Annotated in this window: 15 protein-coding genes; 7 read left to right on the plus strand and 8 right to left on the minus strand. The window is 33.0% G+C overall.

What is annotated here, in order from left to right; translation table 11 throughout:
* Positions 1–243 precede the first annotated feature (243 nt).
* The 6 genes from ATE84_RS00595 to ATE84_RS00620 form a co-directional block, all read right to left on the minus strand.
* The gene (locus ATE84_RS00595) at positions 244–1,119 is read right to left on the minus strand and encodes a hypothetical protein (RefSeq protein WP_143273538.1); all 876 of its coding nucleotides are present in this window, start codon (positions 1,117–1,119) and stop codon (positions 244–246) included.
* A gap of 3 nt (positions 1,120–1,122) precedes the next feature.
* Positions 1,123–1,734, minus strand: a complete 612-nt coding sequence (locus ATE84_RS00600) for an alpha/beta hydrolase (protein WP_101444944.1) — start codon at positions 1,732–1,734, stop codon at positions 1,123–1,125.
* 86 nt (positions 1,735–1,820) lie between these two features.
* Positions 1,821–2,924, minus strand: coding sequence for an AraC family transcriptional regulator (locus ATE84_RS00605; protein WP_101444946.1), 1,104 nt, complete (start codon positions 2,922–2,924; stop codon positions 1,821–1,823).
* 168 nt (positions 2,925–3,092) lie between these two features.
* The gene (locus ATE84_RS00610; protein ID WP_101444947.1) at positions 3,093–3,824 is read right to left on the minus strand and encodes an isochorismatase family protein; all 732 of its coding nucleotides are present in this window, start codon (positions 3,822–3,824) and stop codon (positions 3,093–3,095) included.
* 101 nt (positions 3,825–3,925) lie between these two features.
* Positions 3,926–4,750, minus strand: coding sequence for an AraC family transcriptional regulator (locus tag ATE84_RS00615; RefSeq protein ID WP_101444949.1), 825 nt, complete (start codon positions 4,748–4,750; stop codon positions 3,926–3,928).
* 11 nt (positions 4,751–4,761) lie between these two features.
* Positions 4,762–5,175 (minus strand): DUF983 domain-containing protein, encoded by a 414-nt coding sequence (locus ATE84_RS00620; protein ID WP_101444950.1) that lies wholly within the window; start codon positions 5,173–5,175, stop codon positions 4,762–4,764.
* Positions 5,176–5,273: 98 nt separating this feature from the next.
* Here ATE84_RS00620 and ATE84_RS00625 point away from each other — a divergent pair, with 98 nt between their 5' ends.
* Entirely contained in the window at positions 5,274–6,155 is an 882-nt protein-coding gene (locus tag ATE84_RS00625; RefSeq protein WP_101444952.1) for an AraC family transcriptional regulator, read from the plus strand.
* A gap of 99 nt (positions 6,156–6,254) precedes the next feature.
* Positions 6,255–7,136 (plus strand): phosphatase PAP2 family protein, encoded by an 882-nt coding sequence (locus ATE84_RS00630; RefSeq protein WP_101444953.1) that lies wholly within the window; start codon positions 6,255–6,257, stop codon positions 7,134–7,136.
* 6 nt (positions 7,137–7,142) lie between these two features.
* Here the strand turns inward: ATE84_RS00630 and ATE84_RS00635 are convergent, their stop codons facing one another.
* Together ATE84_RS00635 and ATE84_RS00640 are read right to left on the minus strand one after the other, a co-directional pair.
* The gene (locus ATE84_RS00635; RefSeq protein WP_101444955.1) at positions 7,143–8,846 is read right to left on the minus strand and encodes a glycerol-3-phosphate dehydrogenase/oxidase; all 1,704 of its coding nucleotides are present in this window, start codon (positions 8,844–8,846) and stop codon (positions 7,143–7,145) included.
* Between the two features lie 34 nt (positions 8,847–8,880).
* On the minus strand, positions 8,881–9,891 hold the full coding sequence (locus ATE84_RS00640; RefSeq protein ID WP_101444957.1) for a LacI family DNA-binding transcriptional regulator: 1,011 nt from the start codon (positions 9,889–9,891) through the stop codon (positions 8,881–8,883).
* Between the two features lie 281 nt (positions 9,892–10,172).
* Here ATE84_RS00640 and ATE84_RS00645 point away from each other — a divergent pair, with 281 nt between their 5' ends.
* The 5 genes from ATE84_RS00645 (at position 10,173) to ATE84_RS00665 (ending at position 13,778) form a co-directional block, all read left to right on the plus strand.
* Positions 10,173–10,508 carry an arsenosugar biosynthesis-associated peroxidase-like protein gene (locus ATE84_RS00645; RefSeq protein ID WP_101444958.1) on the plus strand — a complete coding sequence of 112 codons (336 nt, stop codon included), beginning with the start codon at positions 10,173–10,175 and terminating at the stop codon, positions 10,506–10,508.
* A gap of 130 nt (positions 10,509–10,638) precedes the next feature.
* Entirely contained in the window at positions 10,639–11,706 is a 1,068-nt protein-coding gene (gene arsS / locus ATE84_RS00650; RefSeq protein WP_101444960.1) for an arsenosugar biosynthesis radical SAM (seleno)protein ArsS, read from the plus strand.
* An 18-nt stretch (positions 11,707–11,724) separates the two neighbouring features.
* Entirely contained in the window at positions 11,725–12,222 is a 498-nt protein-coding gene (locus tag ATE84_RS00655; protein ID WP_101444962.1) for a rhodanese-like domain-containing protein, read from the plus strand.
* Entirely contained in the window at positions 12,219–12,827 is a 609-nt protein-coding gene (locus ATE84_RS00660; RefSeq protein WP_101444964.1) for a TIGR04282 family arsenosugar biosynthesis glycosyltransferase, read from the plus strand. The genes ATE84_RS00655 and ATE84_RS00660 overlap by 4 nt, the downstream gene beginning before the upstream one ends.
* 138 nt (positions 12,828–12,965) lie before the next feature.
* On the plus strand, positions 12,966–13,778 hold the full coding sequence (locus ATE84_RS00665) for a purine-nucleoside phosphorylase (protein WP_101444966.1): 813 nt from the start codon (positions 12,966–12,968) through the stop codon (positions 13,776–13,778).
* Positions 13,779–13,836 lie beyond the last annotated feature (58 nt).

Here is a 13,836-nt window from a genome sequence, read left to right on the forward strand (position 1 = left end):
TTTGTGGTTGCAGGGGCCTAATTATATTACTACAATATAGAAACGCCCCACAACACTTTATTAATTCATAAAATATCTTAAAGTTTTATTCTGATAATATCTTTTCTTGAAATTACGAACTTGTTCCAAGAATAAAACTCATACAAAAAAAAGAACACTCACCTTCTCAAGGTACTGAAAAACAAAGAGATATCCTTTCACATTATATATAAACAACAATCAAAATTCATTTTACCCTATTTTCTATCTTTTATATGTACCATCTGGCAATCTTGATGGCATTTTATATACTGGATTTGTAAATATTGTCCATGCTTTTGTATCGGTTGCCTCTACTTTGGCTCTGGTGTTTAATTTCCATTCATTACCGATTTCACCTAATCTATTTTCTTGCCCCCCAAGCATAGAACTCATTATCCAATACAAATACTCTCCAACCTGGCAATTGTAATCACAAGTAGTATCATCATAAGTATACCAGGCATTAACTGGATAATTTACTGGAGGAGATTGAAAGCTACCTCCACGAGCAAGGTCCATTGCTTTACTGATTTCTGACCCTGCTTGAGAACTAAAAACCTCAGGATATGCTCTTTCATGCCCTCCATTAGTAACAATATGCCATACTTCTTCTAAAGCAGCATCAAATGACCCCGTATGCCCATTTGTATGCCATGTTGGTACGGTCTCATCTGCTCCTAAATCTTGCCCAACTTCAAACCCTGCAGGAGGGCTAAAATTATCTCTATCCGCTTCTGTTTTCCACATAAACAAAAAAGCTTTGTTAGATTTCATCGAATTGTAAATCGTTATATTATCAATCGAACCATCTTCGTCATTATCTAAATACTGAGCCATTACATTAGCAGCATGCAACAGTTTAACATCTTCTACTGCAGCCACAGCATAAATTGGAATATCAAAGACTATAACTTTTCTATTAAACGCACCAAAGCCTGTATCTGTATTTTCTACAATTTTAAAATTTGGATCATTTCCAGAATTAATCGTTCCGGTTGTTGGTATTGTTGCAATATCATCGTCATTTGAGCAGGCTACGCAACTTAAAATGACGCAGGTTACTATCATCACACTTACTATTCTAAAGTGGTTTCTCATACTTTATTCTTTTGTTACTTTATATCGGGTTATCTCTTCTTCTGTCATCCAGTGAACCCTTTCTGCAGGAGCAGCATTAATCGTGAAATAATAAAAATCCTCGGCTTCTTTCTGTGTAAATCCTACCGACTTGTAATAATTGATATATGGTAGATGTACTGCATGACCTACAGGATATGAAGTAGCAATTGGTTGTCCGGGGTCAGCTCCCCAGGAATGTACTCCGATACGACTTCCTTGTTCTCGTGTTCTTTTTACCCCTCCTACATACATGTCTACTGCTCCTGAAGCAATGGAAGAACTTGCTGATAAATGAAATTCTATACCGCTATCATGCATTTTTTTAGAAACAATCAAATTAGCCTCATCATCTTGAGAACCGGGGCAATCCAACATATTTATCTTTTTCAGCTTAGGATATTTTGCCAATAAATTATTAAAATGAGCTGGGGTACTACCGGTAATCGTACCATTCATTTCTGCTGTGGTATCATTTATTGATTTAAAGATTCCAAAATCGCTTTGTGTTACATTATTATCATCATCATTATTACATGCCCAGAAGCTTATAGACATTAAAAAAAGGATGATAAGTTGATTTCTTTTCATTTTCATGATTCTAAGATTTTATGGTTTATATCTATAACATCCAAATGACGTTTGACCCTAATGATTATTACACTCAACAAGTCCGGCTGCTTCTATTCGGACTTTTTTAGCGATAGCTCATACTGTTTAGGAGTCATCCCTTCTAGAGTCTTGAAGGTATTATAAAATGTTGATTTAGAAGAAAACCCTGCTTCTTGAGCTATCCCTAAAATCGATAACTGTTGAGCCATTGGAGTTTGCACTAATCTTTTAAATTCGGTGACCCGAAAACCATTGATAAAATGATAAAAATTAGTTTTAGCATGAATATTTATAAGTTTGGAGAGTTCCTTTTCTTTGATTTGAAGAGATTCTGAAAGTGTTCGCAAATTCAATTCAGAATTTGCATACAACTTTTCTTTTTCGATGGTTATTTTAATTTCTTCAAATTGTTTTTGATCTTCAGAACACATCTCATCATTAATAACAGTATACTCTTCTAATGATCCAAGAAACTGATTCTCTGGATCACGTACAAAAAGAGTAGTTTGAAATATCTCTGATTGCGAAAACCCGTTATAAGCAATCCAATACACCATAACAAACCCAAGTACTGCTGAAATCGAATAAAGATATGGGTCTATTATTTCTTCTTCAAAACCTATAAATCCTTCTACAATATCAAACACAATGAATGCAAGGCTAATACAAATTATAGTTTTTATCCAAGACAACCTCTTGTTTTCTAATTCAGAATAGAAATTATTTAATTCGATTTTATGTCCTTGTAATTTTTTTAAGATTAATAGATACAGGGCAATTTCGATCATGTATTCAATTAAATCGAGAATCCAAAAAATTTCTTCTGAGTTTATAACAAAAAGAATAACCAAATACGCTAAAAGCAGAGGGAAAAACACATAGATTAACATTTTTGCATAGGGTCTGTTTATCGTCTGATAAGTGTACATATATAAAAGTGGAGCGGTACATAAAGAAATAAAAAAAAGGATACGATCTAATATATCACCCTCTTCTATTTCGTAATCCAGCAAATCGATAAAAATACTCAACGAAAAGATCCAAAGAAATAGTCCCAAAAAAATATTAGCTCTTTTATTGGCAGATTTCATAGTGAAAAAGAGAAACCCCAACATCAAGGCCCCAGAAAATGTAAGAAGCTCTAATATTGAGAAAAAAGATAACTCTATATTCATCCTCACAAAATAAGAATTATTTAATAAGATTTTAAAAAGGGTTCTTTTTGTCTTCAAGTATCAAAAAATTAACCCTTGCAAATAATTATTTACAAGGGTTCTTATCATAAAAAATCAATCATCAATCATGAAATAATCACATTTCATATTTTTTTATAATCCTGCCGTTTATTGCTTAGAAGCACCTATTTCTTTAACGATGTCTTTGGTTGTAAAAACATGACTAGCTATCATTTGAAAGTTTACTACTGCTGCCTCATAAGCATTTAAACCTGGTAAAATAGCTCCTGCGGTCGCATCTTTCACTACAGCAACATCAAAACCAGATTCAATAAGGTCTCTCATATGTGATTCTGTACACAGGTTTGCAGACATACCTGCCAATATTACTTTACTATACCCATGTTTGCGTAATTGCAATGCTAAATCATTAGATTCTGGTCCATATACTTTGTGAGGGCTTGTGACAATAACATTATCCTTTTTTATATACTTTTTGTACTTATCCAACCAGTCTGCTCCAGAGCCTTCAAAACCTTCTGTAGATAATGCATCTTTTCTATCAAACATATTGATTTTATGCATTAATGCCTCTAGTGCTCCTTCTATTTTCCAGGTATGATCATGAGGATAATAATAATGTGGAGAAACAAAAACAGTAATGTTCTTTTGTTGTGCTACCTTAAATAGTGCTTCGATATTATCAACAGTATTATTTGCAGTAACACTTTCTCCTACTACTCCCCAGGTTACACCATTAGGGCTCAAAAAATCGTTTTGAGGATCTGTAATTACAATTGCTGTATTTTGATCTACAGTAAATCCGGGATCAGGTAATTGTGCATACACACTTGTTAGACCTGACATGATTAACGTTACTATTATTACTAAATTTTTCATTGTCTTATTCTTTAGATTAATACTCAATTTGACAATGCAAAGATGGTGTAGAGAAGCAGGTTCTTGTTAGGTAACTATTCCTGAAGTGTTGGCAATTTTTCCTAGCTTACTTTTTCTTTGAATTCTGAAGGAGAACTTCCTTCCTGGTTTTTAAAAAACCTACTAAATGTCTGTACATCCTCATACCCGATTTCATAAGCTATTTCTTTTATCTGCATACTGGTATAATGCAAAAGTCTTCTTGCTTCCAGCATTTTACGATCTTGTATATATTGTAAAGGCGTTTTGGAGCTCATCTTTGAAAAAATATTAGACAATGTCTTTGGAGACTTGTATAACAACTCGGCATACTCAGATACATGATGCTTTGTCTTGAAGTGTTGTTCTACCAAAAAATTAAACTCTTTTACAATATCAGAATCTTCTTTTTCATTGGGAAAATTCTCTTTTGACTTATAAATTCTGGCACATAGAATCAAGTATCGTTTAAGCATCATTTGCAACATCTCTATTTGCAAACTATCATTAGATTGCATCTCTATGGTAAACATTTTCCATAACGTCTCGAATTTATCTAATTCTTCTTCCGGAATTTGAATGATTGGCAATTGTGAGGCTCCAAAGAACAAAATGCCTTTGCAACCTACTTCGGTATCATGATCAAGAATACAATAGAACGGCCTATTAAATCTTAAAAATCTAATACATTCAATATTTTTGATAGTAACATTATGAAACTCTGTTAAGAAAACAATTTCATTCTTAGAGAACACCTGCTTCCTTCCATCAATTATGAGTTCATTTTGATCAGATTCAAACCATAGAATAGTCAAACTACTTTCTATAGTTTCATTTACAATGTTACTATTTTGACTATTGATTGTCTCTAATTGAAGGTACTCCTTTATGTTTCCTAAAAATATCATATAAAGTATAATTATGGCAATTCTGTTTCTTTTGTGCCTCCTCGAATAAATGAATTAATTTCCTCTGATTCTTTTTTCGCTTTTTTGGTAAACAAATATATCCAAAGTATTCTAGCATACTTATAGTTCGTAGTACTCAACAACACAGCACTAATAGATAAAATAATAAAGAAATGAATTGGTTTTGTTATAAAAAAACTACTTAATAAATAAATAGCAACCCCTTCGGCCACAGTTAAACCATAGCTCACATACATCGCTCCATAGAAGTACCCTGGCTCAATCAAAAATTTATGATTACAATGGGGACATTTTTCATTCATTTTAGGTAATTGCAATGCGAATACCCTTCTTTTTTTAATAAAAACATTCCCTTCTTCACACTTAGAACATTTTCCCTTTATAATATTTATTGCTGTTTTCATAAAAACTACTCTTTTACCGCAAAATATAGCTATTTCAGCATTTGTATATTTTATTATTTACACTTTTATTTGTATAATTAAGACATTACTGATATATTATGAATCTTCCTATTTTAGATATTACACAATTTCACGATACCGGAAGTATTGAAAATTTTTATGCAAATGACTTTGCAACTCATCTATTAAATAATCAAGATATAATATCACATCCGCATAAGCACAATTTTTATCTTTCTGTTTTATTTATTGAAGGAACAGGAGTTCACGAAATTGATTTTGAATCATATCAAATTAAACCTGGTAGTGTTTTTCTTTTGAGGCCAGGTCAGACACATTTTTGGAAATTTACTACAAAAAGTAAAGGGTATATTATTTTTCACTCTAAGGAATTCTATGAAGCAATATCCCAAAACAAAAACCTATCTATATTTCCGTTTTTTTTCTCAAACCAAAACCCTCCTTGTATCTATCTGGATAAACAAACACAGGCATTGATTGAGCCTCTCTTTATTTCTATTTTAAAAGAATCTCGCTGCAATGCACTACTAAAAAAACAAAAACTAGTTAACCTTATTGATTTAATTTATATAGAATTATCTCGTCTTGTTTTAAGGGATAATTTTGAAGATCTTATAAATTCTAAGAATCTTACAATGAAACTACATAAGTTTGAGCAATTGATTGAAGAAAAATATAAGAGGGAAAAATCTGCTATTACATATGCAGAAACTATGAATATCAGTGTAAAACATCTAAATCGAATATGTAAAGAGACCGTTGGAAAAACGACAACAGATCTTATTTTAGAAAGAGTTATTTTGGAAGCTAAAAGACAAATTCTATATTCTGAAAATAATTTAACAGAAATCGCCTGGGATTTAGGGTATGATGATTACTCTCATTTTTCAAAATTATTTAAACAAAAAAACAGTATGTCTCCTTCCCAATTTCAAAAAATGTACCTGAAAAAAACTTAATTTTTTTCCTAGCATCACATTTCAGTTTTTTGTTTAAATATCTCCAACCATATGATTTATTATGAATAAGTTATTATTTTTGCATAGCAAATTTCTACTATGACACACAATAAAGCCCTGACAATCTTTGCTTTACTAGTTTTTACCACACTCACTATTTATTCCCAAGATTCTTATGACATGCAAGATCAACGTCATAGCGATACATTGGATACTAAAAACAAAATGTCTACCTGGCAAATGATGAAATATGATGGCCTATCTGTATATGGCGGTGTAAAACATGTATATACGAGTCCATTAAGATGGAAAGGAAAAGATTGGTTAACTTTTGGTGGAGTTATTGCCGGCAATGCAATTCTTTTGGCAGTTGACGAGCCTGCCGATGATGTTTTCAAAAAACAAGGCGATGGGGTTCCCGACCTTATAAAAGAAGCTGGTTTTAGATTTGGAAAACCCTTGTTAAACTATGGTTTAACGACTAGCGTTTATACTTTAGGGCTTATTACAAAAAATGAAAAAATTAGACGAACTGGTGTTCTTCTTATTGCATCTGCAACTGCAGGGGGACTTCTTCAAACGTTAGGAAAAACTGCTGTGGGTCGTGCACGACCCTTAGAAGGTGAAGGAAACTTAAGTTTCCGTTTTTGGTCCAATGAAGCTGGGTATCACTCCTTTCCTTCTGGGCATGCAATTTTGGCTTTTACTACAGCACACGCCTTTGCTAAACAATTTGATAACTTATTTGTAAAGGGGGGAATTTACGCTCTTGGTTTGGTCACTCCCGTTTCACGATTATGGGATGGTGCACATTGGTTGACCGATGTAACTCTTGGGTTAGTAATGAGTGTATTTATTGTTGACAGTGTTGATAATTATTTGAAGAAGGATAAGCGTTATGCTTTTGGCTCTAAAAAACACAAAATTCGATGGAATTTACGAGTAGGCGTAGGGCAAATAGGTGTTGTTGGCAGGTTTTAACCTATTTTACATGAATTCTTTTTCATAATAGGTAACAGCATCCTGTAATAACAAGTCAAGATATCTATTTTCGGTTTCGATACGGATTTTATCCCAGTTTAAATATTCAATAATATCTTCTTGAACCAATTGCCGATATTTATGAACACTATTAATATTAAAATAGAGTTTCCCTGTTCTTCTTACAAAGAAATCTGCTAAGGTATTGGTCATTTCATAGTAAACACAATACCATAATTCGGCTCTAATCAATCGTTCTGCCGCTTCATCGTTTAAAAAACAGGTCATCTTATCTATAATAACATCTGCTTGTTTACCATAGGTCGAAGTAAGATACCAACCATAATAGGGATCCTCTATTTTTAAAGCTTTGAGTTGTTGGGTAATCTTATACTGGTATGCATGTACTTCTTCGGTATCTTTAAGAGGTGTACTGGTTAGCGGTATTTTCTGGGTATGTGATTCAGAAAACTTACTGCTCGTTTCATCACTCATGGTTTTAAGTACAGTATCAATTACGCGTTGTGCCATTTTACGATAACCGGTAAGTTTTCCTCCTGCTATAGAAATTAACCCTGTTTTTGATACAAATATTTCATCTTTTCTAGATAATTCTGAAGGATCTTTACCATCTTCATGAATTAAAGGTCTTATTCCCGCCCAACTAGATTCAATATCATCCGTAGTAAGTTTTAAAGCGTGAAACATATGATTTACCGCTTTGAGTAAATACATTGCATCATCTTTTGTGGCAACTACTCGATTGAGATTTGCATTATAATTTGTATCTGTAGTTCCTACATAGGTTGCTCTTCCTCTTGGAATCGCAAAAATCATTCTACCATCTGGAACATCAAAATAAATTGATTGCCTAAGAGGAAAGCGTTCTCTAGAAAAAACTAGATGTACACCTTTGGTCAGGTGTAAATGCTTACTACTCATCGAGTGATCTTTCTCTCTCAGCAGGTCTACCCAAGGTCCAGCAGCAGAGATATAATTCTCAGATCGAATTGTAAAACTTTTTGCTGTATTATGATCTACACATTGTACACTTCTGATATTACCTTCTGCATCATAATTAAAAGAGGTCATCTCACAATAATTGATACAATTAGCCCCAAAAAAAGCCGCTTTTTTTAGCAGTTCTATAGTAAGTCGCGCATCATCTGTTCTGTACTCTGCATAATAGCCTCCTCCTCTAATTCCTTCTTCATTAAGTAAAGGTTCTTTATCTATTGTTTCTTCTACATTAAGCATTTTTCGTTGATCATCACCTTCAACATTAGCTAAAAAATCATAGATTTTCAGCCCTATCGACGCCATAATCTTACCATAAGTACCTCCTTCAATAATAGGAAGCAACATTTTTTCTGGCATTACCAAATGCGGTGCTAATTTATGTACTATCGCCCTTTCACTCCCTGATTCTTTAACCAGACCTATTTCCATTTGTTTCAGGTATCTAAGCCCTCCATGAATAAGTTTAGTAGATTTATTACTGGTACCAGAGGCAAAATCATTTTTCTCTACCAGACAAGTCTTTAAGCCTCTAGAGGCAGAATCCAGAGCAATTCCTGCTCCTGTCACCCCTCCTCCAATCACAACAAGATCATATACTTCGTTTTTTGCACTTTGTAACTGTGCATCACGATCCAAAACCGAAAACCTAATCGAGCTTTCTTCTTTTGCAGTACTCTTGTCTTTATTCACTGTAGTTGTTTAGATGTTCACCTCTGTTCAAATTTTAATGAGTAGAATCTCTTAAGATCAAGGATGTTTTGACAATTTCGGTATTTGCTCTATGATTTTCAACAAAATCGTCTAGTTGATTCACTAAAACCTGAGCGGCTTTTGCTCCTAAATCCTCGGCATGCTGAGAAACAGTAGTAAGTTTTGGATAAGAATACTTAGACAACAAGCCATCTGTAAACCCAATAACAGAAATATCTTTGGGGATTTCATAACCTAATTTATGTGACATATTTATAGTGATAGCAGCAGCCGTTTCATCTAATCCAAGAACCGCATCAATATCATTATTCTTAAGAAACTTCTCTATTTCTTGTTCATTATTATCAGAATCATTTACAGATAGCTCTATTAAGGACACCTGATCATTAGCATCTACACCTTCTTTTGCTCCTTCCAAACGCAACTTAGCTACACTTAGACTGCCAATTGTTGTAATCACCGCTATCTTTTTACAACCTGTATCAATAAGATATTTCGCAGCTGTTTTTGAAGCTTGTTTATCATCTACAATGACTTTATCACATTCGATCTCCTTTGTAACTCTATCAAACATCACTATCGGTACATTATCTCTTTTTAGTTCTTTAAAATGTTCAAATTCGTTTAGAATCTGAGTTTCTTGACTTAGAGACACTATAAAACCATCAACACTACTATAGTTTAGCATCTCTACATATTCCACTTCTTTTTTATACGATTCATTTGTAATGCAAGTCACAATTTTATATCCATTTTCTGAAGCTTCCTTTTCAATTCCATAAAGAGCTTTTGCAAAAAAATGATTGAGAATTTCTGGTAATATTACTCCAATAGTTTTGGTCTTGTTGCTTTTTAAACTCACCGCTAATGCATTTGGCTTATAATTATAAAAATCAGCAAGTTCATGTACTCTTGTGATCGTTTTTTGGCTAATCTCCGGATCGTTTTTTAATGATTTTGAAACTGTAGAAATAGAAAGATTTAATTCTCTGGCTAGTTGTTTTAAGGTTACTTTTTTCCTCATAGTTTCAATTTTGGCTTCATAATATTAGAAGAAGAACTGTCCAACTTCAACGCCTAAATTAAGCTTTTTTCTTAACGTAATATTAATATCGTGATTAGTTTGTAGTGTAATTCCTATATTTTTGCCAAAAAAATAATTCATTTATTAATTAGGGTTTTTTATCTTACATATCTTTAAGAATTTACATACTTTTTAAAGAAATAAATAATTTCTAATGTAAGTATAACATACCATCAACGACATAATATTGCATGTCTGTAACTCAAAAAAAACAATCCCATATGTCAAAAACATATTATGACCCTGCCGACTTAAGAAAATTTGGAAAAATTACTGAGTGGAGTGAAGAATTAGGTACTAAATTCTTTGATTACTACAGTAAGGTTTTTGAAGAAGGGGCATTAAGTGCCCGAGAAAAATCATTAATTGCACTTGCTGTTTCTCATGTTGTAAAATGCCCCTATTGCATTGATGCCTATACTAAAGATGGCCTACAACGTGGGATTACAAAAGAAGAAATGATGGAGGCTGTACATGCTGGTGCTGCTATAGAAAGTGGTGCTACTTTGGTTCATGGAGTACAAATGATGAACAAATACGATAAACTTTCTATGTAAGTAAATATGGTCTTAATAGGAACAAAACTTTATAAGTCAAGCATAATGGCTAGCATTAAGGCAGGTAAAATCAAAAAAGATCAGCCCCAATTACATTAGCTCCAAAAGAAATATAACCCAAGAACAGAAGATGTCAGAAGCTAAAACAAAACAATCTTTACATAAACGAAATGATCAGTTGGCAAATGCCAACAGACAATTAGAAATCCTGAGTAATGGTATTTTTGCTAGTGGTGAGCTTCCTAGGTTTGCTGATAAAATAGCAGAAATTGGTCATACTACTTTACGCCCCAATAAATTGGAAATCTTACAAATCAATGTAGGATATATGTGCAATCAGGTTTGTGAGCATTGTCATGTGGATGCAGGCCCCGATCGTAAAGAAATTATGACCCGGGAAACCATGCAACAATGCCTCGAAGTCATTAAAAAAACCGGCGCACACACTTTAGATTTAACAGGAGGAGCCCCCGAAATGAATCCTAACTTCAGATGGTTTGTAGAAGAAGCAAGTAAGGCAGGAATTAAAGATTTCATAGTACGTAGTAACCTAACCATTATTAGAGCAAATAAAAAATATTATGACCTTCCTGATTTCTTTAAAAAACACAACGTACATGTAGTCTCCTCTATGCCCCATTGGACCAGAGGAAAAACAGATAAACAGCGTGGAAATGGTGTTTTTGACAAGTCTATAAAAGCACTTCAAGAACTTAATGAAAGGGGGTATGGTATGCCCGGCAGTAGCTTAAGATTAGATTTGGTATACAATCCTTCTGGAGCGTTTTTACCAGGAAATCAGGCTTCAATGGAAAAAGATTTTAAAAAGGCTTTATTAGAAGATTTCAATATTCAATTTCATCATCTTTTTGCCATTACCAACTTACCCATAAGTAGATTTTTGGATTATCTAATCGCATCAGAAAACTATGAAGATTATATGTATGCTTTGGTAGAGGCATATAATCCAGAGGCTGTTGCAAATGTAATGTGCACTAATACAATTTCTGTAAGCTGGGATGGGTGGTTATATGATTGTGATTTTAATCAGATGTTAGACCTTAAAGTAGCTAGTAAAGTAAAACATATAAGTGAATATAATGAAGAATTACTTCAGGACAGAAATATTATTATTTCGCAACATTGTTATGGATGTACGGCGGGAGCAGGAAGTAGTTGCCAAGGAACAGTAGCTTAATATTTCTCGAGACCCCAAATGAAGATTTTTATACTTTCAATATCATTATTTTTTTCTGTTATAACTAGTGCTCAAAATTCATTAGATGAATTACTACGTCAATACAATAACGAAAGCATTCCCTACATTTCGGTTTCAACATTAGAAACTATTCAGGATACAGTATTATTATTAGACGCAAGAGAGAAAAAAGAATATCAGGTAAGCCATTTAAAAAATGCTGTCCATATAGGATATGACCATTTCAAAATAAAATCTTTTACTCAACAACACATATCAAAAGATCCTTATATAGTTGTCTATTGCAGTATAGGTATTCGATCAGAAGATATTTCAGAACAACTTAAAAAAGCCGGATATACTAATGTTTATAATTTATATGGAGGTATTTTTGAATGGAAAAATAATGACCTCCCCATTCTAAATTCTAATGAAGAATTAACAGATGAAATCCATACATATTCTAAAAAATGGGGTAAATGGTTACATAAAGGAAAAAAAATCTATTCGAATTGAAAGAAAAAAATTTACTTCTAATCTTTACCCGAAATCCAGAATTGGGTAAATGTAAAACGCGATTGGCTGCTACTATTGGAGACCAACCAGCTTTGGATATTTATAAATTTCTACTACAACACACAGTTGAAATCACCAAAAACCTGAAAGTAGACAAAGAAGTTCATTATTCTGTACAAATAAGAGATAATGACTCCTGGAGTCCAGAGATTTATGCCAAAAAACAACAGGTCGGAGATGATTTGGGGCAGCGAATGGAGTACGCTTTTGCAGCAGGTTTTGCTAATGGATATCAGAACATTATCATTATCGGAAGTGATATGTATGATTTAACTCAAAAAGATATTGAAAATGCATTTCTGGCTTTGGCATCTCATGAGTATGTAATTGGTCCTGCAGAAGATGGAGGATACTATTTATTTGGAATGAAATCCTTAAATTCACAAGTTTTTAAAAATAAAACCTGGGGAACAGAAACTGTTCTTAAGGATACATTAAAAAATATTCAAAAAGAAAACCTAAAATTATTGGAAGAACGCAATGATATTGATTATTATGAAGATATTAAAGACATTACCGTTTTTCAAAAATTTCTACCAATTTAATTTTTTGATGACGTATAATTAAATTGAATTATTTTTTTCAAGATTAAGGCAAAATATTTTAACAAAAAAATTGAGGAAAACAAACTATTTAATGCGTAATTAGAAAGTTAAATTGGTAATATAAGCTAACAAAAAAATATGATCAAATACATCGAAGAAACCACAGAATTCCTTCAGAAAAAAGGCTTTGAAAATCCTGAAATAGGAATCATACTAGGAACTGGATTAGGGCAATTAATTAATGAAATAGACATCATTAAAGAAGTAAGTTATAATCACATTCCTAATTTCCCAACAGCTACTGTAGAATTTCATAAAGGAAAATTAATTTATGGAAAACTAGAAGGTAAAAATGTAGTAGTCATGCAAGGACGTTTTCATCTTTATGAAGGATATTCGCTTCAGGATGTTACCTATCCGGTACGTATCATGCAAAAACTAGGGATCAAAACTTTATTAGTTTCTAATGCTTCTGGAGCTGTTAATCTCAATTTCAAAAAAGGAGAATTAATGCTTATCGATGATCACATTAACTTACAAGGAAGCTCGCCTCTGGCTTTTAAAGGTGTAGAACAATTAGGAAGTCGCTTTACAGATATGAGTGCTCCTTATGATGCAGATATAAATGCAAAACTCGAATCTATTGCCAGAGAAAACAACATCAATCTTCATAAAGGAGTATATGCCTCTGTAGTAGGTCCTCAACTAGAGACTCGGGCAGAGTATCGTTATCTTAAAATTATCGGTGCCGATGCAGTAGGAATGAGTACCGTGCCCGAAGTGATTGTAGCTAATCACCTGGATCTGTCTGTAGCTGCAGTTTCTGTTCTTACTGACGAATGTGATCCCGATGATCTAAAACCCATAAATATCGATGAAATTATTGCAATGGCAGGAAAAGCAGAACCAGAAATGATACTGTTATTCAAAGCATTGATAAAATCATTGTAAGTCGTGATGAAAGTTTTTTTCTCACTTTTCGACAAAACTTATTATAACCCAAAATAAC

The sequence above is a fragment of the Aquimarina sp. MAR_2010_214 genome (assembly GCF_002846555.1).
Lineage (GTDB): Bacteria > Bacteroidota > Bacteroidia > Flavobacteriales > Flavobacteriaceae > Aquimarina.